The sequence below is a fragment of the Streptomyces sp. NPDC051320 genome (assembly GCF_040682175.1).
Taxonomy (GTDB): Bacteria; Actinomycetota; Actinomycetes; order Streptomycetales; family Streptomycetaceae; genus Streptomyces.
Map to the genome: position 1 here is coordinate 421,444 of NZ_JBFBAL010000005.1, position 25,041 is coordinate 446,484.

Sequence of the window (25,041 nt, forward strand, 5' to 3'; positions counted from 1 at the left end):
TTCACGGGAGCCACCATGAGTGCGACCACCGCAACCGCACGCGAGCGAAAGAAAGCCGCGAACCGTGCAGGATTCGGAGCCTTCATCGGCTCCACCATCGAGTGGTTCGACTTCTACATCTACGGAACCGCGGCAGCGCTCGTCTTCGACAAGGTGTTCTTCCCCGAACTCGAAGGCTCCATAGGTACCCTGGTCGCGTTCGCCACCTTCTGGGTCGGCTTTCTCGCCCGCCCCATCGGCGGCATCATCTTCGGTCACTACGGCGACCGGCTCGGCCGCAAGAAAACCCTCGTCATCACCCTGCTGATGATGGGTGTCTCGACCACCGCGATCGGTCTTCTTCCCAGCTACGCCTCCATCGGAGTTGCCGCCCCGATCCTGCTGATCTGCATCCGCATGATCCAGGGCATCGGCCTCGGCGGTGAGTGGGGCGGCTCCGTCCTCATCGCCTCTGAGCACGCCCCCAAGGGCAAGTCGGTGCTGTACGGGGCGTTCGCCCAGCAGGGCTCACCCGTCGGCAACACCCTCTCCACGGTGAGCTTCCTCGCCATCAGCCAACTGCCCGATGACGCCTTCGTCTCGTGGGGCTGGCGGGTGCCCTTCCTCGCCTCCGCCGCACTCGTCATGATCGGCTTGGTGGTCCGCCTGAAAGTCGCCGAATCCCCGGCCATGGCCAAGATCATCGACAAGAAGGAAGTCGTCAAACTCCCGCTGACGGAAGTCCTGCGCAGTCACCCCATGCTGATCGTCCTCGGCATCGGCGCCTGCACCATCGGCCTGTCCGCGACGTACTTCAAGTCGACGTTCGCCCTGTCATGGGCCACCACCTCCCTCGGATTCGACCGCAGCTCCTTCCTGACGATCATCCTCGTCGCCAACATCACCCAGATCATCGTGCAGCCCTTCGGCGCCCTCATCGCGACCCGGATGAAGAGCTGGTCCCGCGCGGTGATCGTGATGCTGGTCCCCGAGCTGATCCTGATGCCGGTGATGTTCGTCCTCATCAGCACCCAGAACTACGGCCTCGCGATGGTCGGGGTCGCCGTCGCCACGATCCCGCACTGCCTCTACTACGCGGCCCTCGCCGGCATGCTCGCCAGCCGCTTCCCGGCGCATCTGCGCTACACCGGCATCTCGCTCTGCTACCAGCTGTGCGGCACCCTGCTGGGCGGTACGACCCCGATCATCGGCCAGTTCCTGCTCAACCGGACCGGCTCCGTCACCGCGGTCATCGCCTACGCCGCGCTCCAGGTGGCTCTGAGCCTGGGCTGCATGCTGCTCCTGCTCAAGCGCCCCAATCACGACGAGCTGGCCACCGACGCGGTCGCTGCGCCCCGTACCGCCCCCGTCCCCGCCTGACCGCCCGTACACGCTGAACGGAGTACCGTCCATGCCCCTGTCCGTGCACGGTGTCCCGGAGATCCTCGCCCTCGCCGGACGCGACCTCGGCCGCTCCGAGTGGAAGGAGGTCACCCAGGAGCTGATCGACGCCTACGCGTACGTCTCGGGGGATCACCAGTGGATCCACACAGACGTCGAACGCGCCGCCGCCGGCCCGTACGGGCGCACGATCGCCCATGGCTACATGGTCCTGAGCTGGGGCATCCCGATGTTCGGCGAGCTGCTCCAGGTGAGCGGCGTGGGACGGGCGCTCAACTACGGGGCCAACCGGGTCCGTTATCCGGCGCCCGTCCCCGTCGGCAGCCGCGTACGGTTGCACGCCACGGTCACCGAGGTGACCGAGGTAGCGCGGGGCGGCGTACAGATGACACGCGCCTTCACCTTCGAGGTGGAAGGCTCCGAGAAGCCGGCCTGCGTCGCCGAGTCGCTGACGCACTTCTATCCGTAGGCCGGCGACATCCACGTGCAGTTGCCCGCCCGGAACCTTCCGGGCGGGCACCTGCACGTGGACGACCGCTCCCTGACGCGGACCGTCTGCTGGTTCAGCCGCAAGGGCGCGTCGACCCAGCCCGGCAGCTGGAGGCCTCAATGCCGCTTGGCAAGTACCGCTGCGCTGCGTGCCGGGTAACGGTGGACTCGGGAGCGGAGCAACGAGAACGGAAGAGCTGTGGGGTGGCGGGGAGGAAAATGGGCGAGGGCCGGAACGGGTGGGTGCACCGGTTCCGGCCCTCGTCAGAACCTGAGTCCCGCCGTTCCTGGAGGGGGCGGCCGTCCCAGGGACTCAGGTGGTTGGGGTGGTGTGTGGTCAATCCGCTGGGTCAGTAGGCGGAGTTGACGTTGTCCATCGAGCCGTATTTGTCGGCGGCGTAGTTGGCGGCGGCGACGATGTTGGCGACGGGGTCGGTGAGGCTGTTTTTGGTGCCCTTGACGTGGTAGGTGTCGAAGGTGGGCTGGATGACTTGGAGGAGGCCCTTGGAGGGGATGCCGTTGCGGGCGTTGACGTCCCAGTTGTTCTGGGCGTGGGGGTTGCCGCTGGATTCGCGCATGATGTTGCGGTAGAGGCCCTGGTAGGTGCCGGGGATGTGTTTGGCCTTCATGATGGCCAGCGATTCGCGGATCCAGCCGTCGAGGTTGTTGCCGTATTTCTTGCTCTTGACGATCTCGGAGACGGTGTCGGTGTGTTTGGCGCCGGGGGCTTTCTTTGCCGTGGTGTGGTGGGTGGTCTTCTCGGCGTGGTGGGCCTGCTGGGTGACGTGGGCGGCGGTGATGGCGGAGATCGCTGCGGGCGCGGTGTGGGTGGGCTCGGCGGCGTGGGCGGGGTGCGGGGCCAGGGACAGGGCGCAGGCGGCGGCGCCGGAGGCGGCGATGCTGGTCACGGAGGTCTTGCGGAGGTTCAGGGTGCGGCGGGTGGTGGCAGTCAAGGGGGGTACCTCTCCATGGGGGACGTCGTGGGGAGGCCGACTGGGGGGTCGGCGACACGGGTGTGGCGCTGGGGCCGTGGTGCGTGTCGTGGGGCCGGTGTCTGGAGGACGGGCGGTGTGCTGTGCCCGGTCCGGCGCTCGGCTCCCCGGTATGTCCAACACCTTGCGAGAGGGTCTGGGCTGCTGGCAATGGTGTGACCTACGACCCCAGATAGTGACAAAACGGACAGAAGGTGGGGGAGGTCGTGTGGCAGGGGGGAAAGCCCGGCTGCGGGTCTACTAGGGGTCCTCCTGTGTGACGCGGGCCCTATGCCCGAGCTCACAGGCCACCGGCCCGGCAGCCCCGATTTCCCACTCCGTGTCACACCTTGAACACAGCAACACCCGGCCCGCTCTCGATGGCGCGGCCGGCTTCGGCGATGCCCGCATCAGCACGGCGGTGACTGCGGCAGAAACCCAGCGCCGGGGATGCGATCAGACCGGGCGGAGACGTGCGCAGTATGCGAAGCGGCCAGCTGGTGGCAGGAGGCCCAGGGTGGCAGCGGCAGCGCAGGGGAGTGCCACTACTTTCGTCATGAGCGTGATGCACCGCAGAACGTGGTGCGCCGCCGTCGGTCCGCTGTCTCGCTGGCCCCACTCCTCAAGGACGTCGCCTCCCGCCCGCACCTCTCCTCTGCGCGGGTGTCGTGGGAGCCGCGGGCGTCTGCGGAGCGGAGGATGGCGGTGGAGGCCGTCCTGGCATGGAGCGCGCTGCAGGAGACGATGCCCGGCCGGTTGCGGCCGTGTGCCAACCCGGAGTGCCGGCTGTTTCTCATCGCCCGGAGCAAAACCAACAAGGCCCGCTGGTGTTCGATGGCCGTTTGCGGCAACCGAATGAAGGCGAGGCGCCGCTACCAGCGCACCCGCCACGACGCAGCGGGATAACCCCGACCGGCGATCACGTATGGTCCCCGCGGCTACGCCGACGCTTCACCTTGGCGATCTCGCCTCCGATGGGAAGCCAGTAATAGAAAATGAAGGTGGCGATCACGGCCACGCCGAGTGCCGGAAGCAGGGCACCGAGCAGGATTCCGGTGCCGAGCCAGACAAGGGCGAGCTGGAAGCGCCCCAGCCTCAGGCATCGGACGCTGCTTCGCGAGCAACCCCACCGGACTGACCGACAACGCTGACCTGACCTACGGGTGACCGCTTCTCCGGCGGCGCCATGGCCGCTCTCTGCCCGGTCCGCCGGATGGGCGAGGCCGACAACGTCGTCCCGGCGGTTGTCCACCTGGATCAGGCGCCTGTCGTCACCGGCGCGATGTCGTACGAGGACGGCGGCCAAAGCGCGGGGCACCGGCCCGGTCCGTGTGGCAAGCCGTTACTGGACCCTGCGTACACCACCTCTTCATGGCCACTGTTCTCCTGCTCTGAGGGCCGCGGTCCGCCAGACGGGCACTGGAGGGTGGCCGTCGAAGGCACGGTGCGGCGGGGTGATCGGCGCGTGCAAGTCATCAGCGGTTTGCGCGCGGCGAGTTGGCCCGTGCTGCGGATACGTCGTCGACCAGGCCCAAGGGCAGGTCCCGGGCTCCTCTCGCCTGTCGCCATGCGCCTCGTCGTACGTGTGCCTAGGCTGGCATGTGCAGCCGATCCCCTCAGAGTTGTCACATGGAGCCGGGGGAGACGATTCGTCATGGCAGAGGTACTTTTCGCGGTCACTGGCACTCCTTACCTGGCTCTGAACGTGTGCCACGTCCCGGTCGCGATGCCGGCCACGAGGATCCACGGCGAGTCGCCCTTCCCGGGTTACCGGGGCACGGGCTTCCCCAACTTCCCCAAGGAAGAGGCGGAGGCTGTCGGGCTGCCCGACTCACAGTGGCTCCTCGAGGACGAACGGGAGGAGGAGGTCGGCGTCGATTACAGCAGCGGCGAAGTCCGGAAGCCGTACATGGTGGAGGGCCGCAGCCTGATCATCGGACAGCATCTGCTCCCCGCCGAGGTCCGGGCGGAGCGGCTACTGAAGGCTTCCGTGTGAAGGAAGACATGCAAGGTTCCGGTGGTGGCACCCGCATGGGAAGGGGCGACGTGGCCATATTGAGAGCCGTCAGTGTCGGCATGCCGAAGGACGTTGCCTGGCACGGCAAGACCGTGCGCACGGGCGTTTACAAGGAGACAGTAACCGGGCCGCGGATGGCGCGGCGATTGAACATCGACGGTGACGGCCAAGGCGATCTGGGCGGCCACGGAGGCGAGCAGCGGGCAGTGCTGGTGTACCAGACCGACTCGTACCGCTTCTGGGCTCACGAACTTGGCCGTGACGATCTCGAATCGGGCCAGTTCGGGGAGAATTTCACCGTCGACGGCCTGCCGGACGACGAGGTGTGCATCGGTGACCGCTACCGCATCGGCGAAGCGCTTTTCGAGGTCACCCAGCCGCGGGTGACGTGCTACCGCGTCGGTCTGCGCATGGGCGAGCCGCAGATGGCGGCGCTACTCGTGGCACATCACCGGCCCGGCTTCTATCTGCGCGTGCTCGAGGAGGGCGAGGTCGAAGCCGGGCAGGAGATCGTCAGGGTCTCCGGCGGACCCGAGGCGATGACCGTCGAGGAGATCGACCGGGTGCTCTACCTGCCCGGGCATACCCGTCGGCAGGTCGAACGTGCCCTGCGGATCCCCGCGCTCAGCCCCGGTTGGCAGGCATCCATGCGAGGCCTGCTGGGGCAGGGCGACAACGAAGCTGCAGGAAATTCCGGCAGCGCCGGGCTGAATGCCGCGGCCACCGCCCCGCGCCCCGCCTGGTCCGGCTTTCGCCCGTTGATCGTCACCCGCATCCAGCCCGAGAGCCGCAGCGTGTTCTCTCTGTCGCTGGCCGCTGCCGACGGTTCCGATCTGCCGGCCGCTGAGCCGGGGCAGTTCCTTACGGTCAAGCTCCAGCCCGAGGGAGACGGGCCGCCGCTGATCCGCAGCTACTCGCTGTCCGGAGAGCCGGGCGCCGGAACCTACCGGGTCAGTGTCAAGGCCGGACTGCACGGCGCGGCCAGCAACCGCCTGCGCAGCCACATTCGTACCGGTGATCATCTTGACGTCGCGGCGCCCCGCGGAACCTTCTTCCTGACCGGCGGGGACAATCCGGTGGTCCTGCTGTCGGCCGGCGTCGGGGTCACCCCCGTGCTGGCAATGCTGCACGCACTCGCCCACGACCGATCCGCCCGCCAGGTGTGGTGGCTGCACGGAACCCGTGACGGCACCGAGCACCCTTTAGCCCGGGAAAGCCGGGACCTGATCGGCATGCTCCCGCAGGGCCGGTCAAGGATCTACTACAGCAAACCCGCCCCTGAAGACCGTCAGGGCATCGACTACACGGACATCGGCCACCTGTCGGCCGACCGTATCGCCGGCCTCGGACTGCCTACGGACGCCGACGCCTACGTGTGCGGCCCCGAAGCCTTCATGGACGGCGCAACCACGGCCCTCGTTGACGCGGGTCTGGAGGCGTTTCGGGTCCATACCGAGATCTTCGGCGCGGGCCCGTCCCTCACCCCCGGGATCGACGGCTCGGTGGCGGCCGCACCCCATCAGCCCGCAGGCCGGGCCGGCACCGGACCCACGGTCACCTTCGCCCGCAGCGGTCTCCACGTGCCGTGGAACACCACCCAGGAGTCCCTGCTGGAACTCGCGGAAGCCTGCGACGTCCCCGTCAGGTGGTCGTGCCGGACCGGCGTCTGTCACACCTGCGAACTCGCCCTCATGTCCGGGGCGGTGACTTACTCTCCCGAGCCGGTGGAGCCCCCCGCCGACGGCAACATCCTCATCTGCTGCTCCAAGCCCACGGAAGAGATCGTCCTGGATCTGTAGGGCGCGGGACCCTGGTGAGCACCGTGGGCTGGACGAGGGGCTGGGCGGTCGGTCTTTGCGGGGCCGTGCCCCGAACGTGTGGTGGTGGCGGTGACGCCAGTCTTCCGTTGGGTGGGCGCGCCGCGTTTGTGCCTGCCCGGTTGTGCCTGCCCGGAGAACAGCAGATTCTGAAGGGGATGAACGGGGCTGGTGTGGCGCCATGACTGCATGGAACGCGGAGCAAAGTGCCGACTTTCGTGGTCCCCTCGATGTCACCAGGGCGGCCACAGTGGTCGTCGACGCCCAGGACACGGTTATCGGATGGAGCCCCGCGGCGGAGCGGCTCCTCGGTTACCAGCCGCATGAGATCGTCGGACGGCCCCTGGCCACGTTCCTGTCACCCGACCCGACACCCTCGGTGCTCCCTCTCCCCTCCCGGTTCCGCGGACACGAGATCCGCGTCGCCCGGCACCGGGACGGACGTGAGCTGATCGTCGCCACCGCTGTCTGTCCCCTGCCCGGCTCCGGTACGGCGGAGCATCTCCTCGTCGCGACGAATCTGAAGGATCTTCGGCTGTGGGAAACCCGGCTGGCCCTGTTGCACGGACTGGCCACCCAGTCACCCGTCGGCCTGGCCATCTACGACACAGACCTGCGCCTGACCTGGTGCAACGCGGCGTACGAACGGGAGATCGGACGACCATTCACCGAGTTCCGGGGTTTTCGGGCCCATGAGCTGTACTCCGAAGGAAAATTCGTGACCAAGGGGCATCCGCCCACTCTCGACGCGGTCATGCGTCATGTACTGGATACTGGAGAACCGTTTCTGGACCTGCACTTCCAGGGCCGGCCGCCCAGCGACCCCGACACGGACCACCTCTGGTCCTGCTCCTACTACCGGCTCCAGGACACCGACGGACACATATTCGGAGTGTGCGAGGACGCATTCGACATCTCCGATCGCTACAAGGCCCAGCGGCGGCTGGCCCTGCTCGTCGAAGCGGGCCGCGGAATCGGCACCGCCCTCGATGTGATGGTCACTGCCGAGAAGATCACCGAGGTGGCGGTCCCGGAGTTCGCCGCCACGGTCACGGTCGACCTTTCGAGGGCGGTCCTCGAAGGCGAGGTGCCGGCCACCAGCGACTCAGCTGCGATGTCCCTGGTACGGGTCGCCCGCCGCTCGGCCGAGGAAGCCGAACAGGAGAAGCCGGGACAGCAGCCCCCACTCGTGAACCAATCACCCGTGGAGTACCCGTCTGATTCCCCGCAGGATCGCTGCCTCTCGTCGGGCGGGCTCGTGCTCGACGACACGGTCCTGGTCGTGCCGCTGCGGGCCGGGAACAGCACACTGGGACTCGTCACCTTCGCCCGCGACACCGGTTCGGCCACCTTCGACAGCGGTGAAGTGGCCCTGGCCGACGAGTTGGCCGCCCGTACGGCGGTCTCCATCGACAACGCCCGCCGCTTCACCCGTGAACGCACCGCCTCGCTGGCCCTCCAGCACCAGTTGCTGCCGCAACACGTGCCGGAACAGTCAGCGGTCGACCTGGCCTACCGCTACCTGCCCGCGGACGACGTGACAGGGGTCGGCGGTGACTGGTTCGACGTCATCCCGCTGTCCGGGACCAGGGTCGGACTCGTGGTCGGCGATGTGGTCGGCCACGGCCTGCAGGCGGCCGCCACCATGGGGCGGCTGCGTACGACCGTACGCGCGTTCGCCCAAATGGACATGGATCCCGTCGAGCTGCTGTCGAGGCTCGACGATCTGGTGGCACAGTCGGCGGAGGAGCAGTGGGGCGAGGCGGGCACGCCCGACGGGACCGACGCCGATGTGACCACCGGGGCGACCTGTCTCTACGCGGTCTACGACCCGATCTCGCGGCGCTGCGTCATGGCCAGGGCCGGGCATCTGCCGCCGGCGGTCGTCGACCCGGACGTCCGGCTGTCCTTCCCGGACCTGCCGGCCGGCCCGCCCCTGGGCCTCGGCGGCCTGCCGTTCGAGTCCATGGAGATCGAGCTGCCGGTGGGCAGTCTGCTGGCTCTCTTCACCGACGGCCTGGTCGAGGCCCGCTCCCGCGACATCGATCACGGACTGGACACCCTGGGACGTGTACTCAGTGACCGGCACGCGTCACTCGAAGAACTGTGCGACCGGGCGGTAGCGGAACTCCTGCCGGGCGGAACAACGGCCGACGACACCGCCCTGCTGCTCGTCCGCACCCGCGAACTCGACACTTCGCAGGTTGCCGAATGGGAACTGCCCGCAGAACCGGTCGCCGCGGGCCATGCCCGGGACCTGGCCACCGAACAACTGCACCATTGGGGCCTCGACGAGCTGTCGTTCGCAACCGAACTCGTCGTCAGCGAGCTGGTGACCAACGCGGTCAGGTACGCCGCGGGACCGCTCCACGTACGTTTCATCCGTGACCGCACCCTCCTGTGCGAGGTCACGGATACAGCCCACACATCACCGCACCTGCGCCACAGCGGAGAGGACGACGAAGGCGGGCGCGGCCTGTTCATCGTCGCGCAACTCGTCCAGAGGTGGGGAACGCGCTACAGCCACTACGGCAAAACCATTTGGACCGAGCAGGCCTTCCCTACGACGGGATGAGACCGCATGACCGCCGCTCAAGCGTTGAAGCAGCGAAACCGGACGACTGGCCTTGCTGCCGGCTCCGGGCGTCCCGGAGGAGGGGAAGGCCGGGGGAGTGGCGTTGACCGCGGTCAACGCTTTTGTTGTCGTGTGTCCGTCGATCTGACTCTGATCTCAAATGAGCCGGTGTCCCATTCGCTCGGCGTCCCAGCTGATCCGGATCGGCAGGGCATCTGCCGGTCGGTCTCCGGTGGTCTCGGCAGATTCGCGCTGAAGGAGGCATCTTTGGATGGGCGGCCTCCGTGCATGCCCGCGGATATCGCGGAGCGCGATGCAAACCGAGCTGGGAGTTGAGTCATGACCGGCGACGAAGAACAGATTCGGGCTCTCATCGAGCAGTGGGCCTCAGCTGTGCACAACGGTGACCTGACGCGGGTCTTGTCGGGCCACGCCGACGACATCGTGATGTTCGACGTTCCGCCACCTTATGACGGCGTCCATGGCATCGACGCCTATCGCGAGACGTGGCCTCCCTTCTTCGAGTGGCAGGCGCAAGGTGCCTCGTTCGAGCTCGTGTCCCTCGACGTCGTCGCCGGAGTCGACGTCGCCTATGCCTACGCCTTGCTGGATTGCGGAACGCCACGGGAGCGCGCCGAGCGGCCGGCCAACCGTCTGCGGCTCACGCTCGGGCTCCGTAAGGAGCAGGGGCAGTGGCTCGTGGCACACGAGCACCACTCCTTCCCGGACAGCAGCAACGTGGACTGAACGCCGCGAAAGGGACTCCCAGCCCTGCCTGTAACACCTCAAGCCGGCATCACTTCGAAACCCCGGAGCTCGGTCCGGATCAATTGAGACAACCAGCTGACCGAGAATCTCGGGTGACCGGCGACCGGCGGTCGCAATGCCGCCCTCGGGCAACATGGGCCCGGACGAACGTCGATGTCCGCCCGATGGCTCCCGCCGATGTCCGCATCCACATTTTGAAGGGATTGCTGGGCGCAGGACACTAGCGCGCCACGCGGTAGCGGAGGTGGACGACTCCGGAGCTGAAGGTGCGGGTCTCGACGAGTTCCACATCCACCCGGCGCTCGCGCTGGGGAAAGAACGGGATGCCACCGCCAACCAGCACCGGGTAGACCCTGGGCCGGTACTCGTCGATCAGACCCAACGCGGCCGCCTCGGCGGCGAGAGTCGCGCCGCCGATCGCGATGTCGCCCTCTTCCGGCTCGGCTCTCAACCGCTCGATCTCCTCCGTCAGGCCGCCGGAAGCCAGGCGGGCGTTGCCCTGCACCGCCGACAGCGTGGTGGAGAACACCACCTTGGGGAGCGGCTTCCAGATCGCGGCCCACTCGAGCATTGAGTCGTCGAGCGAGGGATCCTGGTCGGCGGCTTCCCAGTACAGCATCGTCTCGTACAGCCGTCGTCCCAACAGGTGGACGCCGACCTCTCGAATCTCGTCGGTGACGAAGCGGAAGACCTCGTCGTCGGGCTCCGTCCAGTTGAAGCCGCCGTCCGGCCCGACGATGTAGCCGTCAAGTGAGACGCCCATCGAATACGTCACGCTGCGCATCGCAAGTCCTCCTCGCTACCGGGTTCGACAGTACGGCCGGTTCGCCGTTTGCTTATCCGACGTCGACTTCATAGGCGCGAGCGAGGCCGTCGAGGCCGTCTGCCCAGCCCTGGCCGATGGCCCGGAGCTTCCACACGGGGAGGCCGTCGGCACTGTGCCGGTAGAGCTCGGCGATGACCATGGCCCGAAGGGAAGGATCAGCGGGAGGATTGAATGTCCAGGTGACACCGCTCGAGCAGTCCAGCATCAGGGCTGCGTGAGTGAGGGACCCACAGGTCAGGCCGGTGTCGACGTCCATGTTGATGGCGATGGCGACTCGCTGCACCCGGTCGGGCAGGGCGCACAGATGAACGGTGGCGCGTTCCACAGTGTGGGCCCCTTCCTGTTGTTTGCCGAGGAGACGCGCGCCACCGCCGGCAGCGGAGGGCTGGTTGTAGAAGACGAAGTCCTCGTCACCGCGGACCCGGCTATCGTCCCCGAGCAGGAACAGGGTGAGGTCCGCGTCGGCACCGGTGAAGCTGAAGGAGACGTGAAGCCCCTGCCAGGCTTCTTCGGGCAGCACGAGGGTCTGGCCCGGGATGAGCGCTGCAGCCGCGACCGCAGGCGCGATGGGTGCGGGTTGCGGCTGGGCGACAGTCTGGTGCTCCCACTCGGCGAACGGTCTGATCCTGTACGGGTCGCCGACCGTGGTCCGGGGGTCCGGAAGCGGATGGGCTCCGAGGGCGTTTGCCAGGCCGGCCATGGCGGGTTCGCCGGAGTCGGGGTCGTCCTGCGCGCCGTCCAGCAGGGCTTGGAGGCCGGGTACGCGGGTGGCGTCCAGCGCCTTGAGCGTGCTCGAGAGGTTACCGGCAGCGGTGGTGGTCACGGAGCAGGCGACGTCCTGCCCGATGTCCAGGAAGCGCAGGGCGTCCTCAGGCGCCCGCCAAGGTGCTGATTCGATCGCACGCCGTGTCCAGCGGCCATAGGCGACGAAGCCGAGTCGCTGAGGGTCGGGCAGGCGAGTCATGACGGCCAGGTCGATGGCTTCGATGCCGGGCGCAGTGGCGAAACCCTCTTTGAGGGTGGCGACGATGTTGGAGCCCATGGCTGTCAACCACCAGAGCAGCCGGTCGCGTTTGGTGAGGCTCTTCAGGCTTGGGCGACCGCTGGGTGTCAGGCCGGCGGTTTGGGTGGGCATCGTGTCAAGGTCCTGCTGTCGCATGACGACCGACAGGACCGTGCCATCCACGCCGACTGCGCAGCCGGCGGCCGGGTTGTCGGAGAAGGCGGTGTTCACTGCCTCGCAGACGGTGGCCTCGTCGTTGGAGAGCAGCGCATCCCACCACTGCCCGGCCTCGGTGACCATCTGTTCGCGCACTACGTGGAGACGCGCTGTCTCCGCGGCCAGGTAGGCGGGGGCGCCCCGTTGTGCGCGCCGCTTGGCGGCAGTTCGCTCGGCACGTGCCAGCCGGCCCACCCCTTGAAGGTGAAAGGCCTGGGCTTCGGCGCATGCCCATGGCAGGCCGAGTTGCGGAGTGGCTGGGATCACGGGCGGTTGCACAGCGGTGAAAGACTGCAGGTGGACGCTGGTCATCTGGCGCCTCAGCTTTTGCAACTGAGCGATGGCGGCGTCGCGCTCCGCCTCATGTTGCGCTCTTTCGGCCTGGTGGCGCGCCCGTTCCAGCTGGGCGGCCGATGGGGCGACCGATCGGGTCTGCGTGCTACGACGTGTGCTGGTCCGTCGACGACCGCCGCCGAGAGAACTCGACGCGTAGAAAGGGCCGAGCCCCGTCGACACCCTTGCGCCGCCGCTGCCCACACTGAGCCTCGCCGCACGTGGACCGACGGAGGTCCGCACACCGCGTGTGGAGACACGCACACTCAGCCCAGGCACACCGACACGGAAACCGAATCCCATGGCCCACCCCTTTCCTGGGAGGCACAGTGTGGCACTAACAGATGCTTCGGGAGTACGTGTGAGGCTTATCCGCCCCTGGGGAGTTCGTCATCCGTGCCGGGCGGTAGTGACTGCAGTCGGCTCCTGCTGCTGGTCTCGGCGGGCAGGTCCGCCGATCGGGCGGTGGTGATGCGGGGTCTGAGGCAGGGGCAGGCCGTCGCGGGTCTGGGGGCACGTCGCCCATGCAACGCACCGCGGACCCCGCCGACTACCTGAGCCTGATGCGCCGGCTCTCCGTCTTCGTCGCCGAATGCGCCGAAGCAACAGCAACCCTCGTGGCCGTCCCACGCGATGGCGGTCGAGGCGCCCACGCCCCCGGACGCGCTGACCGGCAGTGGCGCAGCCCCACCCACGCGTCAGGCAGTACGAGGCGCAGGGACCCCGTACGAGGACACGCCCCCGGCGATCGTCGCCCGGACGCAGGACAGCGTGGCGGATCGCGGCACCAACAAGCTGACGGTGCAGGACCTCAAGGCGATGCAGCGGGGCTGACCGCCCTCTCGCCACAGCCGCCCGTACGCCGACGCCCAGGACCGGAGGCCCGTGAGCGTCGGCGCATCTGCGCCCGATGCGTGACGCAGCCATGCGTCACGCCGAGGCCAGGATCCGTCCCCGCGGGCTGCGGCGGACGGTGTCAGTAGCCGAGTCGGACGGTAAGCCGCAGCGTTCGCCACGGCTGACCATGCCTTGCGAGCATTATCCGGTTTTCCGCAGCGGGCGCCGGGACGGGGGCCCCGGCCGGGCGGGTCAGAGCCCCGGATGAACGACGGCGTGGAAGCCGGCGCACGCGTCGCCGGACAAACGCGGCCGATTCGATCCACGGCATGGCTATCACCGGACGTTCACGCCACCGCACGCCACGGGGGCGTACGGTGGGTGATGGCAGGTCGGCTAGTGCTTGCGGCCGGTCAGCAGGTCGCGGGCACGATCCACCAGACCTGTCCCGGGACCGAGGATCTTGTTGCCGGGCGGGGTGTCCGGTGCGGAGGGATGCGGCCGGGTCGGCGCCGTCTTCTTCGCCTTGCGGATCTTCTCTCCGAGGTCTTCCAGCGCGTCAGGAGTGCACGCGGCGGCGAGCAGCGGGAACAGCCTGTTTTCCTCGTCGCGCACGTGCTCGGTGACCTCCAGCTTGAGCTTCGTCACCAGGTGGTCGAACTGGCTGTCGTCGGCGTTGCGGCCTTCCAGGTCCTTCAGCATCTCCTCGACGCCGGCGTGGTCCTGGAGTTCCTTGTCCGCCAGAGCGTCTCCGCCCTCAACGTGCTCCCGTACGGCCGGGTACAGGTACTGCTCTTCGGCGACCGAATGCCGCACCAGCTCCACCGTGAGCTCGTCCACCAGTTTCCGCCGCTGGGGGTCGCCTACCGGCTGCGATTCGATCTTGGCGAACAGCTCATCAACTTCACGGTGATCCGTGGTCAGCTCCGCGATGACATTCCCGCCGTGCCCCATGCCAGTTTCCTTTCCCGATTTTCAGCCGGGTGAGCAGATCTACTCACCGTCCCCAGGACGGCTACCCGCAGTTTCGGCCGACACGCAGGGATCCGCTCGCCGAGGCACACGAGCATGGGAGGGCTCCCTGACGGCCCAGCCACGCAGGGCACGTATCGGCGACCATGGTTCAGGAGAAGCAGCCGAGACCGGCAATGCCCTCACCTGTCGTGGGTCAGCCGATGACGATGGGGTCGATGAAGGTGCCGGGGCGGGTGGCGCCGGACTGGTCCAGGATGGCGCCGCTGTAGGGCCACTTGAGGGTGATGTGGGTGGTCTCGTCGGGCGGGGTGAGCAGAACCTCGCTCACCCGGAAGGGCTTGGGGCCCTTCATCGTGCTGGGGAGCGGCAGGATGTCCATGGAGACCATGGCGGTGTCATCGCCGGGGTGCAGAGTGATGGTGCTGGGCTTGACCGAGGAGCGGCGCAGGTCCCAGGCCGCGCCGGACGTGCTGATCAGGCGGACGCCGGGGAAGCCGCGCAGGGTGCAGGTGCGTCCGCCGCTGTTGGTGAGCCGGATCGAGGCGATCTGCTGGTAGTCGGCTTCCATGTCGGGGGCGCCGCCGTGCGGGCCGCCCCAGCTGTAGCGCAGTTCGCCGGTGTGACAGCGCTTGCTCTCCTGGGCGGTGGTGTCGGCGACGTTCACCGCGTCGGTGCGCGAGCCCTTCGCGGCCGTCTTCTTCACGCCGTTCCCGGGCTTATGGGCCCCTTCCCGGGAGCCGCCCTGCGTGTCCGAGGTCGAGTCCTTCGCCGTGTCCGAGGTCGAGTCCTTCGCGGCATCGGAGTGTGCGCCGGCCTTGGCAGATGAGGATGGCCCGGAGGACGAGTCGCACGCGGTGGCGCCGGCGCCGACCGCGATGACGGCCAGCACGGCGGCGGTGCAGCGAACGGCGCGGTTGAGCTTGGCGGACATGGTTCCTCTTTTCCGGCGCCGGGTTTCCGTCCGGCGCTCCCCGTATCGAGTGCGTCTTACGGAAGGTGAGATGAGTTCTCTCCGGCGAGAGTTCACAGGAAATTGTCCGGACCCGGTAACAACACCCATCCAGCCACCTGCCACAACGTCGTTGTCACACCTGGCAACCCAGTAGCGAGACTTGAGCTGGGTGACCCGATCGGACATGGGGGCGCGCGCCGGAGAGCGGCTCGGGCGGCGCTGCTGTGGGCTCCAGTCGCGCCCTTGAGCAGCCACTGGTGCTGGCTGTGAGCGTAGTCATCCAGGCGGGCAGCGTGGACAAGCAGTTCGGCGCAACGCTCGGCGAGCCGGACGTCCAGCGTCTAGGAGGCTCACTCGCCTGCCTCGGGCGATCAGTCGTCCGACGTGAACCTTCACCGCGAGAGGAAGGCGCCGTATGCCGGTCGTGGATCGCAGCATCCCTCCGCCGCGATAAGTACGCAATTCGTACGGTTAATGTACGCCGCTCGTACGGTCTCTCGGGATAGGGTGTTCGTCAGGAGGTGTTCCATGTCCGAGTTGTTTGCCGCGGTCGATGCGCTGGTCGCGTCCCGCTCTCCGCTCCCGCCGCCGGCGGAGCGCAAGCGGCTGCGCGCCGCGCACGGCCTGACGATTGACGAGGTGGCCACCGCATTGCAGGTGCGTCGGGCCACGGTCAGCGGTTGGGAGTCCGGCAAGACCGAGCCCCGCCCGCCGGAGCGGGACGCGTACGCCCGGCTGCTGGAGAAACTCGCGGAGCTCTACCCCGCGGCGGCCGGCGCGGCAGCATCCGAGGACGTTGCGGGGCCGGCCACGTTCTCCGGTACGCCCGCCCCGGCGGAAGCGCCCACTCTGTCCGCGGGCCCGGCGCCCGAGGTTGCGCCCACGACTACATCCGAGAACGCCCCGTCCCACTCTGCCCCCGTCGCTGCTCCGGCGGCCGCGCCGCGTCCGGTGCGCATCATCAGGCCGACGGCGTCGACGTCGCGGCAGCCGGCCGCGAAGAAGGCGGCCCCGGCCGCTACCCCGGCGGGGGGCACCGACCCACGGTTCGAGAACGGGCCGCTCGCGGTCATCGACGTCGAAGACGGGAAGGTGTTCGCGTACTGCGTCGGGGGCCTGGTGCTGGATGTGCCCGCCAAGTCCGTCCCGGCCCTGGTCGACTGGACTCTGTCCGAGGCCAGGCTCGGCGCGCCCAAGCTCAGCGGGCCGGGCAAGGATGCCGATCCGCTGATCGTGTTCACCGAGGCCGCGTGTGAGCGCTACGGCCTGCCGCTCCACTTCACCGAGGAGGAGCGTTTGTCCGGTCGGCTGCCGGAGGGCCACAAAGTCATCAAGCAGCTGAAGCGCGCTGAATGGCAGCTCACGAAGCGCGGGTTCGGGCCGTGGGCGCGGATCTACCGCCCGGCGCGGGACGGCAAGCGGATGTGCGTGCAACTGTGCATCCTGTCCTGGGATGCGCTCGACACTCGGCACTGGGGTGACGCCGCGACGCTTCCGCCGGCGGAACTGGCCCGGCTGCTGGGCACGTACGCGGGCCGGGTGATGACGCCGCGCGGATCCACTGCGGTGACCGGCCTGGAGCTGATGACCGCCCTGCACCCGCCGACCCGCGCGTCCGAGGCAGACGAGACGGGGAAGCGGCACAGCGAGCACAACCCCGGCAGCCTCGGGAAGGACCCGGTCGACCCCGCGCCGTGCGAGGCCCCGGACGGTCACCCGCTGCTCGCCGACCTGCCGAGGTTCCACCAGCGGGGACCGGACGAGGTGCTGGTGGAGGAGGCGTACGACTGGGCGCGTCCCATGACTGACGCGGAGTGTCTCAAACCGCACCTGGTCGGGCTGGACGTGAACATGGCCTTCGCTGCCGGAGCGAACGGCACGATCGTCGGTCTCGGGGGGCCGACGCACGTCAAGAACCCGCGGTTTGACCCGAAGCTGCCCGGCGCGTGGCTGGTCGACCTGAGTCACGTCGATCTGTCCCGCGTGCTGGCCGGCAAGGAGTGGCGGCAGCTCGAAGGAGACCTGCTGCCCAGCCCGTTCACTCCGAAGGGCGACCGCCCGAAGGGCCCGGCCTGGTACGCGACGCCCACCGTGGCGTATGCCGTGGAGCTCGGCTACGAGGTCGCCCCGACCGAGGCATACGTCCGGTATGACAACGGCCGCTACCTGGACGGGTGGTACAACCGGCTGCGCGACGCGTACGTGGCGACGATGGCCGACCTCGGCGTCACCGGCGACCTGTCTCCGCACGACTTCCTGGCGGCGATGGACGGCTACCGGCAACGGGACCCGGAGCTGGCGATCGTGGTCTCCGCGGTGAAAGCCACCGTGAAGGGCGGCATCGGCAAACTCCGCGAGCGTCCCCGCGGTGAGGGCTGGCGGCCGGGCCAGCCCTGGCGGGCCCTGTCCCGTCCCACGTGGCGCCCCGACATCCGCGCCGCCGTCATCTCCCGCACCCGGATCAACATGCACCGCAAGGTCGTCAAGCACGCCCTGGCGACGGGCCAGTACCCCATCGCGATCCTCTCGGACTGCGCCGTGTACGCGGCCGACGGGCCGAGTGCACTGGACGTCGTGCCCTACCGGGACGGCAAGGCGTTGCCGGGCGGCTGGAGGCTCGGAGTGTCACCCGGGATGGTCAAGCACGAGGGCACTCAGACCACCTTGTGGGGGGAGGGCGTGCGCGAGCAGTTCGAGGCGCCGGAACTCAACCTCGCCCGGTACATCAAGGACGGCCGGATCACCAACAAGGACGACGGGGAGTAACAGGTGAGCATGTTCGGGGACAGCCTGAACGAGGCGGTGCAGAAGACGTTCACCCGTCCGATCCCGAAGTCGGCCGGCGCCCAGATGCGGTACCTGGTCAAGCAGCTCAAGGGCACCAAGGCTGTCGCCCAGATGCTGCGGGTATCCCAGCGCACCGTCGAGCGGTACGTGAAGGACCAGATCAAGAAGCCCCGCAAGGACCTCGCCGCGCGCATGGAGCGCGAGGTGAAGGCCCGCTGGCAGCCGCAGATCAGGAACAAGGCCAAGAAGGACGCAGCCACCACCGGCGGCATCGTCATCGACACACGCGCCCGCCTCGGTTATACGGCTCCGATCGGCTCCACCGACGAGGATCGGCTGCGCCACCTCACCGTGGCACTGCCACCGCACCACGCCGCCAAGCTCTTCGACGCCCAGGAGCAGGGCGCCAGCGACGCGGACCTCCAGAAGATCGCCGCCGAAGCGCTCAAGGAGGTGTACTTCCAGGACAATGGCCGCCGTGCCGGGGACCTGGAAGAGGTTCTGCTCACCGACGTGGAGCACATCGAATTCGAACTGTAGGTCCGAACAACCGTTGTCGCCGACCACATCCTGTGGCTGGGCACGCAGTTGGCCATTGACCGGTTCAGTTGGCCACTTCTGCACTCAACTCGGGGGCACATGACCAGAAGCACTGCGCAGCGTCCGTCCCGGTCCGGGCCTCCTCAGCGGCCGTCATCCGTCGTTACATGGGAGCGGCGACAGGAGACCGGTGGGGCAGTCGAGCTGAGTTCACCCCATTTTGCGCGCGCCCGAGGCGCTCAATGGCCAGATGCCCATTGACCTGAACGCCGTGGAACACGCCGTCATTCACAGTGTCACCCCTGGTCCCGTCGGCCGCAGCACAGCGCGATTACCGGCGGATTACTTGCTTACTGGGTGGCCGAGCTAGGACTACGGGACCGACACGGGCCACTTCAACGTCCGAGGGAGGGCCGGATCGGCCCTGGGGTGGCGGCTGGTACCGGTACTCGCTCTGTGCGCACCGGGCGTTCTCGCGGGCCCCTTCGCCATACCCCAGCTTCGTGGGGGCCTCGGTTGCCATGCGCGAGCGCAGCGTCTTGTCGGGGCGTGCTGACGCAGACCCACCCATCTGACGGCCCGCCTGTTGTCGGTGGGCACTGGACGCAAACCTCGAAGCGGCCGTATTCATCGCATCGAGTGGCAGTGGGGAGTTCCGGCGCTCCGGTGACATCACCAACGATTGAATACCACGAACGCCGCCGTCAAGGAGCATCAAAAAGTCACGCCCCCTCTTTCTCAGGCTCCATTCCACTCGCCCGTTGAACCATATAGCGACGTTCCCCGGCGTCCGTCCAGATCAGCGGGACCATCGTTTGAAGGATGTCCCGAGCGAGTCTGCCGGCCTTCGGCTCTGAAGGTTCGCAAACCGATTGCGCCTCGCTCAGGGACAAGGACCTACTTGCGCATCAGTTGCGCAAGCCGAGCAAGCCCAACCGAACAGGATGATTCACCGTGGCACGCGTCCTTACACTCGATGACCTGCGCTCCCCTGCGGTCCGCGACAGCTTCCCTATCCCCACCGTACGCGGGGTTGCAGTGCCGCGTGCGAGCAGGGAGGTTCCCGAGATCGTCTGCCCGTACCCGGAAGTCGGGATTCACCCCGAGGCGCAGCGGCTCAAACGGGATAGATTTCAGTGGATTGTCGAGAAGGGGATGGCGCCTCCGTAGCCGGGCGTGACCGAGGAGGAGGTGCTGGGGGCGGCTTCAGCGGCAGTGCATGCCGGATCTTCACGCCCGCATGTGGTGCGACGCCCCGAAGTACGAGTACCTGACGCTGGCCGACAAGCTCCTGACGTTCTTCTGGATCCTCGACGACTTCATGGACGAGGCCCGGGGCGATGAATACCGTGCGCTGCAGGTCGAGTCGAGGCGTTCAGACCGATCCGGTGGGCGGGTGTCCCCGGCCCCTGCCGGGACGCGTGGGGTGCGCGCACGCTGGACACGTTCGCCGAGCTGTGGAGCCAGGTGCGTGCCATCTCACCGCTCGACCAGCTGAAGCGCCATGCGAGCGTCATCGACAACTGGCTCAATGTCTCCCTCAATGAGAGCGGAGCGGTGCGGTATCAGCGCCGAATCCCCACCACGGCGCACATCCTGGGCAAATTTATCCAGGTCCACGGGATGGACATGTTTATCCCGTGGAACCAGATCGCGCTGAACGCCTACCTGCCCGAGGATATTTACGGGCATCCGTCCGTGGCGGACACCCATGTGCGTTTCATGAACACCGTCTGTTGGTATAACGACATCTACGGTTTCAACCGCGATATGGCATCAGGTGAGGTCTACAACCTCATCGCGGCCATGATGGCCCACGAAGGAAAAAGTTCCGTCGAAGCCGTCACCTTTCTCGTGGACCGCACCAACGCTGAAATGACGGCGCTTGACTACATGGCGCAGTCGGCGGGCAAGGACGGCATCGCAGACGACAGGCTGGAAAGGTACACGGCCAGTATCAAGAAGGTAGTACGGGCCATGCTCGAATGGCACGTAACCTCAGGAAAATACGACCGGCAGGAAGTCTTCACCCCAGGCCTGCCCGCGCCGACCTCCCACTCCCGTCCCGGCCCGGACCGCGTTCCGACGGGTCCCACCGGCCTGGGTACATCCGCCACCCGCCTGGCGGCCCACCTATCCACCCGGCAACCCCAGCGTTAACCCACTCGCCCCCGGCCGGTGAAGGACGCACGTGGGCGAGCCTCATAGCATCCCGCATAGCTGGTGAGCCGTCAGCGAACGAAGACATGCCCGTCAGGGCAGCGGTGCAGGCTGTAGGCATGGATGTGATCGAGGTCCTGCCGAAACTGCGTATGCTCCGCTTCCCGGTGGGGGCGGCATATCTGTGGCAGGACGACGACGAACTGACGCTGATCGACACCGGGACGGCGGACTGCGCGGCGAAGATCGAGGAAGTACTGAACGGTGAGTTGCGGCGGATCGTGCTGACGCACTGGCACGAGGACCACACGGGCTCGGCCGCCGAACTCGCCGCCCGGCACGGCGCGGAGGTGGTGGCTCATCGGCTGGAGGCGCCGGTGATCAGGGGCGAGGCGGCCGGAACACCGCCGGCACTGGAGGCATTCGAGGTACCGATCCGGGCGGCTCTTCCGCCACTGCCGCCGGCCCCGCCGTGCCGGGTGGACCGCGAGGTGGAGGACGGTGATGTGCTGGAGTTCGGTGGCGGTGCGGTAGTGGTCGCGGTGCCCGGGCACACGACGGGTCGATCGCACTCCACCTGCCCGGGGAAAGGGTGCTGTTCACCGGGGATGCAGTTGCCAACGTCGGCCGGACCATGCTGGGTGTCTTCAACACCGACCGCGTCCGGGCCATTGAGTCGCTCCACCGGCTTGCCAAGCTGGAGGTCGACACTGCGGTCTTCGGGCACGGTGACCCAATCGCGCACGGTGCCGCGGCTGCCCTGCACGCAGCAGCCTCAGCAGTGTGACGAAGGTCAGCCGTTCCTGGGCGGTTCCATCTCAGAGGCCGAACAGCCTCGTCGTCCACACCACAGCGCCATGATGGCAGCGCAGGTGCAGGACCCCGATGGTCACTGAGGGTTCAACTCCGGGATCACGGAACCTGTGCCTGTCCCGTCTACCCACCGGCCCCCATAAGCCGCCTACCTGCGCGGTCTCTGAAACGCTCAGTCACAAGGAGGGGGGCTAGCACGCCCACGGGCATCCGGATGCAGTCGCACAACACCATCCGCCTCGCCTCTGTCGCCCTGCGCTTATCTCGCCGGAGCCGACCTGAGTGGCATCTGACCACGGGGTGGATCATCAGATCCAGGTGGGCACGTGCCCCTCGGTGTAACGGGCGCCGAAGCCGCCCTGCGGCAGGATCTCGTCGATGGCCTTGAGGTCGGCGTCGGTCAGGGTGAGGTCGGCGGCGCCGACGTTTTCCTTGATGCGCTTCGGACTGCGGGTGCCGGGGATCGGCACGATGTGCTCGCCCCGGGTCAGGAGCCAGGCCAGGGCCAGCTGGGAGACGGTGGCACCCTTGGCCGCCGCGAGCTCGGCAAGCCGGTCGACGGCTTCGACGTTCTTCTCGAAGTTGCCCGCCTGCCACCGCGGGTCGACGTTGCGCATGTCGGTGGCTTCGTACTGGCCCGCGGGCTTGGCAGTGCCTGTGATGAATCCGCGGCCGAGGGGGGAGTAGGCGACGAAGCCGATGCCGAGTTCGTCCAGGGTGGGGAAGAGCTGCTCGATGTCCCGTTCGAACAGGGAGTACTCGGTCTGCAGAACGGAGACCGGCTGCACGGCGTGCGCCTTGCGGATCGTCTCGGGTCCGGCCTCGCTGAGGCCGAAGTACTTCACCTTGCCCGCGTCGATCAGCTCCCTGACGGTGCCCGCGACCTCCTCGATGGGCACCTCGGGGTCGACGCGGTGCTGGTAGAAGACATCGATGTGATCCACGCCGAGGTAGTGCAGGCTGTTGTCGGCGACCTTGCGGATGTTGTCGGGCCGGCTGTTGAGAGCGGCTCCGATCTGCTCCGGAGGCACGGACATGTCGACACCGAACTTGGTGGCCAGGACCATGTCGTCGCGGAAGTCCCTGACCGCCTTGCCCACCAGGATCTCGTTGGACCCGGTGCCCCAGCCGTACATCTCGGCGGTGTCGAAGAAGGTGACGCCCAGGTCGTGCGCGCGGCGGAGGGCCGCGACGCCGGACTCCTCGTCGTTGGGTCCGTAGGCCATCGTCAGGCCCATCGCGCCGTAGCCGATCGCCGAGACCTCAAGGCCCTGGCTTCCCAATGTCCGGTGCTGCATGACGCTCTCCTTAGAAAGAAACTAGTGCCGCCCCCGCCAACGATTGCCCGTCAAGGAGCGGCGTCCCCTACGTACGCTCGAAGGCGGCCGATGCCCCCTTTTCGGGCGGTACTTGGCTTTCGGCCAACGTGGCATGGGGGTCCCCGTGGCCCATTAAGGCCTTGGGGGAGTGCGTGACGGGCGTCGCGACGGGGCGAACGGTGGCGGGGGTGGCGCTGCAAGGCAATGGTTGGCGGACCGTTGTGTCAGTGCGCTGCGGCGGTCAGTCCGGCGCGGTGGATGCGGGTGTGCTCGGCGACGCGCCGGCCGAGGTGGCGGGCGGTGTTCAGGTCTGCGTCGTGGACGGCAGGGCTGTCGTTGAAGCTTTGTGCGCCGGCGCCGAGGTAGAAGCCGAGGCGGTTGTCATCCTGGGGGCTGGATGTGGTGGTGTTCCAGCCCGGCAGGAGACCCAGGCTCACCCAGAGCATCCCGTGCTGGGCCGCCAGGAGCGAGAGGTACTGCAGGGTGTGCATCTTGTCGCCGCTCATCGAGCCGGAGTTGGTGAATCCCGCCGCGAGCTTGTCACTCCAGGCGCGGGTGCTCCACCGCTTGCTGGTGGCCTCGGCGAAGGCGTGGAACGCCCCGGACGCGGTGCCCATGTAGGTGGGGGTGCCGAAGATGATGGCGTCCGCGGTGTCCAGCAGTTCCCAGTCGGCGTCGCCGAGGGAGGCGACGTCCACTTGGTGGACGTGCGTCCCGGCGATGGAACGCACACCGTCCGCGACGGCCGTGGCGATCTGCGCGGTGTGGCCGTAGCCGGAATGCGACGCGATAACGATTGAGATATCGGACATGGATGTTCCTCTCCTGCCGCGATGGCGGCGTGTTCGGTGGCAGTGCCGACGGACTATGAGCTGCCCGTTGCGGCGGTCGGCCGCACTGCTCAACGGGTAGGGGGCCGGCGGCCCGGACAGGGTGTGGCGCATGCCCTTGTTGTCGCGGGCATGCGCCGGCCCCCACCAGCTTGGACCGTCGATCCGCATGTAAACGTATCACTGATATAGCGACGCTACGAAAAATGCGATATCGTTGTTCCATGAACGAGGAACGACGCAACGCGCGGCGCCGGGTGCTGCAGGTGGCCGCCAAGCTTTTGGAGGAGGGCGGCAGTGAAGCGGTCTCCACGCGCGCTGTCGCCGCAGCCGCAGGTGTCACGGCCCCCGCGCTCTACCGGATGTTCGACGACAAGGATGGACTCCTGGCCGAGCTGGCCGCTTACGGATTCGAGATGTACCTGGCCGAGAAACGGGAGGCACTGGCGCTCACACCGGACAACCCGGTGGCCGACCTCTACCGCGGCTGGGACCTGCACGTCGACTTCGGAGTCCAGCACCCCGCGTTCTACATGCTCATGTACGGCACTGTGCGGCCCGGGCGGCGGCCCCCGGCCGCGGACGAGGCGCACGCCCTGCTGGTGAGCCTGCTGGGCCGGGCGGCCGAGGCCGGGCGCCTTCGGGTTCCGGTGGAGCAGGCGACCCGCGTCATCCACGCGGCGACGACGGGTGCCACGCTGGCGCTGATCGGCGAAGAGCCCTCGGAGCGGGACCTGACTACTTCGGCGCGGCTGCGGGACACCGTCATCGCCTCGGTCACCACGGACTCGCCCGACTCATCCGGGTCGGACCTGGCCTCGCGCGCACTCGCCCTCGATGCCGCACTGGGGACCGCGCTCACTACCGGGCCCCCGGCTGCGGGTACCGGGGTTCCTCTGCGAGACACGGAGACGGCTCTGCTGCGGGAATGGCTGCATCGGCTGGCAGGCTGAATCGGCCGCCTGCTCCGCAGGCGGTGGGCGCAGTCGGTTACGTCGGCCGCCCGGAGGGGCGTTCAGTCGCAGCGGCCGGCCCCACGTACAGCGCCCTCGTCCTGGCCTGGGCAAATCCTGCACATCGCGCTCCCAGAGGGATGGAGCAACCCCTGGAACTTTCCGCCGAGGACGAGAAGCAGGCGATCAAGGTCTTGTTCAAGCTCCTCGACGAGTTCGCTGCCGAGCGCGAGGCAGAGCAACGGGAACAAGTTCAGATGGACAGAGGTCGGGTCGTGCCCTGTCACGCTCGGGATTCCCTGCTTGTCACGGCCGCGCCATGGTTCACCCTCAGTGAGACGTGACATAGCCCGTTGGCTCAACGGGACGACACTTATTACGCCGTACCACCACTGCCCTGTCCTGTGAAATGTTCCACACCCCTTTAGGGCTCGTCCGGCGGATCATGGGCCGAGCCAGGGCCGGACCGAGGCGTGGGCC

19 protein-coding genes and 2 pseudogenes are annotated in these 25,041 nt (G+C 67.8%); 14 read left to right on the forward strand and 7 right to left on the reverse strand.

Features of this window, described 5'->3' with window-relative positions; genetic code table 11:
- The first annotated feature begins 15 nt into the window (after nucleotides 1-15).
- Together AB0M87_RS14570 and AB0M87_RS14575 are read left to right on the forward strand one after the other, a co-directional pair.
- Entirely contained in the window at nucleotides 16-1,359 is a 1,344-nt protein-coding gene (locus tag AB0M87_RS14570) for an MFS transporter (protein WP_365852571.1), read from the forward strand.
- 31 nt (nucleotides 1,360-1,390) lie between these two features.
- Nucleotides 1,391-1,849 carry a MaoC family dehydratase gene (locus tag AB0M87_RS14575; RefSeq protein WP_365852573.1) on the forward strand — a complete coding sequence of 153 codons (459 nt, stop codon included), beginning with the start codon at nucleotides 1,391-1,393 and terminating at the stop codon, nucleotides 1,847-1,849.
- A 370-nt stretch (nucleotides 1,850-2,219) separates the two neighbouring features.
- On the opposite strand, the gene AB0M87_RS14580 is transcribed toward AB0M87_RS14575, so the two are convergent.
- Nucleotides 2,220-2,822: a transglycosylase SLT domain-containing protein gene (locus AB0M87_RS14580; protein ID WP_365852575.1), complete on the reverse strand. Its 603-nt coding sequence runs from the start codon at nucleotides 2,820-2,822 to the stop codon at nucleotides 2,220-2,222.
- A gap of 504 nt (nucleotides 2,823-3,326) precedes the next feature.
- On the opposite strand from AB0M87_RS14580, the pseudogene AB0M87_RS14585 reads away from it, so the two are divergent.
- The 5 genes and pseudogenes from AB0M87_RS14585 to AB0M87_RS14605 all read left to right on the forward strand — a co-directional run.
- Nucleotides 3,327-3,746: pseudogene (locus tag AB0M87_RS14585) on the forward strand (CGNR zinc finger domain-containing protein); the annotation flags it as partial.
- 748 nt (nucleotides 3,747-4,494) lie between these two features.
- Nucleotides 4,495-4,836 (forward strand): hypothetical protein, encoded by a 342-nt coding sequence (locus AB0M87_RS14590; protein ID WP_365852577.1) that lies wholly within the window; start codon nucleotides 4,495-4,497, stop codon nucleotides 4,834-4,836.
- An 80-nt stretch (nucleotides 4,837-4,916) separates the two neighbouring features.
- Nucleotides 4,917-6,656: an MOSC and FAD-binding oxidoreductase domain-containing protein gene (locus AB0M87_RS14595; RefSeq protein ID WP_365852579.1), complete on the forward strand. Its 1,740-nt coding sequence runs from the start codon at nucleotides 4,917-4,919 to the stop codon at nucleotides 6,654-6,656.
- Between the two features lie 199 nt (nucleotides 6,657-6,855).
- Nucleotides 6,856-9,249, forward strand: a complete 2,394-nt coding sequence (locus AB0M87_RS14600; protein WP_365852581.1) for a SpoIIE family protein phosphatase — start codon at nucleotides 6,856-6,858, stop codon at nucleotides 9,247-9,249.
- 339 nt (nucleotides 9,250-9,588) lie between these two features.
- Nucleotides 9,589-9,996, forward strand: a complete 408-nt coding sequence (locus AB0M87_RS14605; protein ID WP_365852583.1) for an SgcJ/EcaC family oxidoreductase — start codon at nucleotides 9,589-9,591, stop codon at nucleotides 9,994-9,996.
- A 241-nt stretch (nucleotides 9,997-10,237) separates the two neighbouring features.
- Here AB0M87_RS14605 and AB0M87_RS14610 read toward each other — a convergent pair whose 3' ends face one another.
- Nucleotides 10,238-10,801 carry a dihydrofolate reductase family protein gene (locus tag AB0M87_RS14610; protein WP_365852585.1) on the reverse strand — a complete coding sequence of 188 codons (564 nt, stop codon included), beginning with the start codon at nucleotides 10,799-10,801 and terminating at the stop codon, nucleotides 10,238-10,240.
- A gap of 52 nt (nucleotides 10,802-10,853) precedes the next feature.
- Complete coding sequence (locus AB0M87_RS14615) at nucleotides 10,854-12,257, reverse strand: TerD family protein (protein WP_365852587.1); 1,404 nt, start codon at nucleotides 12,255-12,257, stop codon at nucleotides 10,854-10,856.
- A 771-nt stretch (nucleotides 12,258-13,028) separates the two neighbouring features.
- Here AB0M87_RS14615 and AB0M87_RS14620 point away from each other — a divergent pair.
- The gene (locus AB0M87_RS14620; protein WP_365852589.1) at nucleotides 13,029-13,229 is read left to right on the forward strand and encodes a hypothetical protein; all 201 of its coding nucleotides are present in this window, start codon (nucleotides 13,029-13,031) and stop codon (nucleotides 13,227-13,229) included.
- Nucleotides 13,230-13,628: 399 nt separating this feature from the next.
- Here AB0M87_RS14620 and AB0M87_RS14625 read toward each other — a convergent pair whose 3' ends face one another.
- Together AB0M87_RS14625 and AB0M87_RS14630 are read right to left on the reverse strand one after the other, a co-directional pair.
- Nucleotides 13,629-14,186: a hemerythrin domain-containing protein gene (locus tag AB0M87_RS14625; RefSeq protein ID WP_365852591.1), complete on the reverse strand. Its 558-nt coding sequence runs from the start codon at nucleotides 14,184-14,186 to the stop codon at nucleotides 13,629-13,631.
- A 214-nt stretch (nucleotides 14,187-14,400) separates the two neighbouring features.
- Complete coding sequence (locus tag AB0M87_RS14630; protein ID WP_365852593.1) at nucleotides 14,401-15,138, reverse strand: DUF4232 domain-containing protein; 738 nt, start codon at nucleotides 15,136-15,138, stop codon at nucleotides 14,401-14,403.
- Between the two features lie 549 nt (nucleotides 15,139-15,687).
- On the opposite strand from AB0M87_RS14630, the gene AB0M87_RS14635 reads away from it, so the two are divergent.
- The 4 genes and pseudogenes from AB0M87_RS14635 (at nucleotide 15,688) to AB0M87_RS14650 (ending at nucleotide 21,433) form a co-directional block, all read left to right on the forward strand.
- The gene (locus AB0M87_RS14635) at nucleotides 15,688-17,925 is read left to right on the forward strand and encodes a helix-turn-helix transcriptional regulator (RefSeq protein ID WP_365852595.1); all 2,238 of its coding nucleotides are present in this window, start codon (nucleotides 15,688-15,690) and stop codon (nucleotides 17,923-17,925) included.
- A gap of 3 nt (nucleotides 17,926-17,928) precedes the next feature.
- Complete coding sequence (locus AB0M87_RS14640) at nucleotides 17,929-18,486, forward strand: XRE family transcriptional regulator (RefSeq protein WP_365852597.1); 558 nt, start codon at nucleotides 17,929-17,931, stop codon at nucleotides 18,484-18,486.
- Between the two features lie 1,437 nt (nucleotides 18,487-19,923).
- Nucleotides 19,924-20,646, forward strand: a complete 723-nt coding sequence (locus tag AB0M87_RS14645; RefSeq protein ID WP_365852694.1) for a terpene synthase family protein — start codon at nucleotides 19,924-19,926, stop codon at nucleotides 20,644-20,646.
- A gap of 119 nt (nucleotides 20,647-20,765) precedes the next feature.
- A pseudogene (locus AB0M87_RS14650) lies at nucleotides 20,766-21,433 on the forward strand (MBL fold metallo-hydrolase).
- A gap of 334 nt (nucleotides 21,434-21,767) precedes the next feature.
- Here AB0M87_RS14650 and AB0M87_RS14655 read toward each other — a convergent pair.
- Together AB0M87_RS14655 and AB0M87_RS14660 are read right to left on the reverse strand one after the other, a co-directional pair.
- Nucleotides 21,768-22,757, reverse strand: a complete 990-nt coding sequence (locus tag AB0M87_RS14655; RefSeq protein ID WP_365852599.1) for an aldo/keto reductase — start codon at nucleotides 22,755-22,757, stop codon at nucleotides 21,768-21,770.
- 245 nt (nucleotides 22,758-23,002) lie between these two features.
- Nucleotides 23,003-23,590, reverse strand: coding sequence for a flavodoxin family protein (locus AB0M87_RS14660; protein ID WP_365852601.1), 588 nt, complete (start codon nucleotides 23,588-23,590; stop codon nucleotides 23,003-23,005).
- Between the two features lie 242 nt (nucleotides 23,591-23,832).
- Between AB0M87_RS14660 and AB0M87_RS14665 the strand changes: the two genes are divergently transcribed.
- Both AB0M87_RS14665 and AB0M87_RS14670 read left to right on the forward strand, forming a co-directional pair.
- Complete coding sequence (locus tag AB0M87_RS14665; RefSeq protein ID WP_365852603.1) at nucleotides 23,833-24,561, forward strand: TetR/AcrR family transcriptional regulator; 729 nt, start codon at nucleotides 23,833-23,835, stop codon at nucleotides 24,559-24,561.
- Between the two features lie 140 nt (nucleotides 24,562-24,701).
- Nucleotides 24,702-24,905 (forward strand): hypothetical protein, encoded by a 204-nt coding sequence (locus AB0M87_RS14670; RefSeq protein WP_365852605.1) that lies wholly within the window; start codon nucleotides 24,702-24,704, stop codon nucleotides 24,903-24,905.
- Nucleotides 24,906-25,041 lie beyond the last annotated feature (136 nt).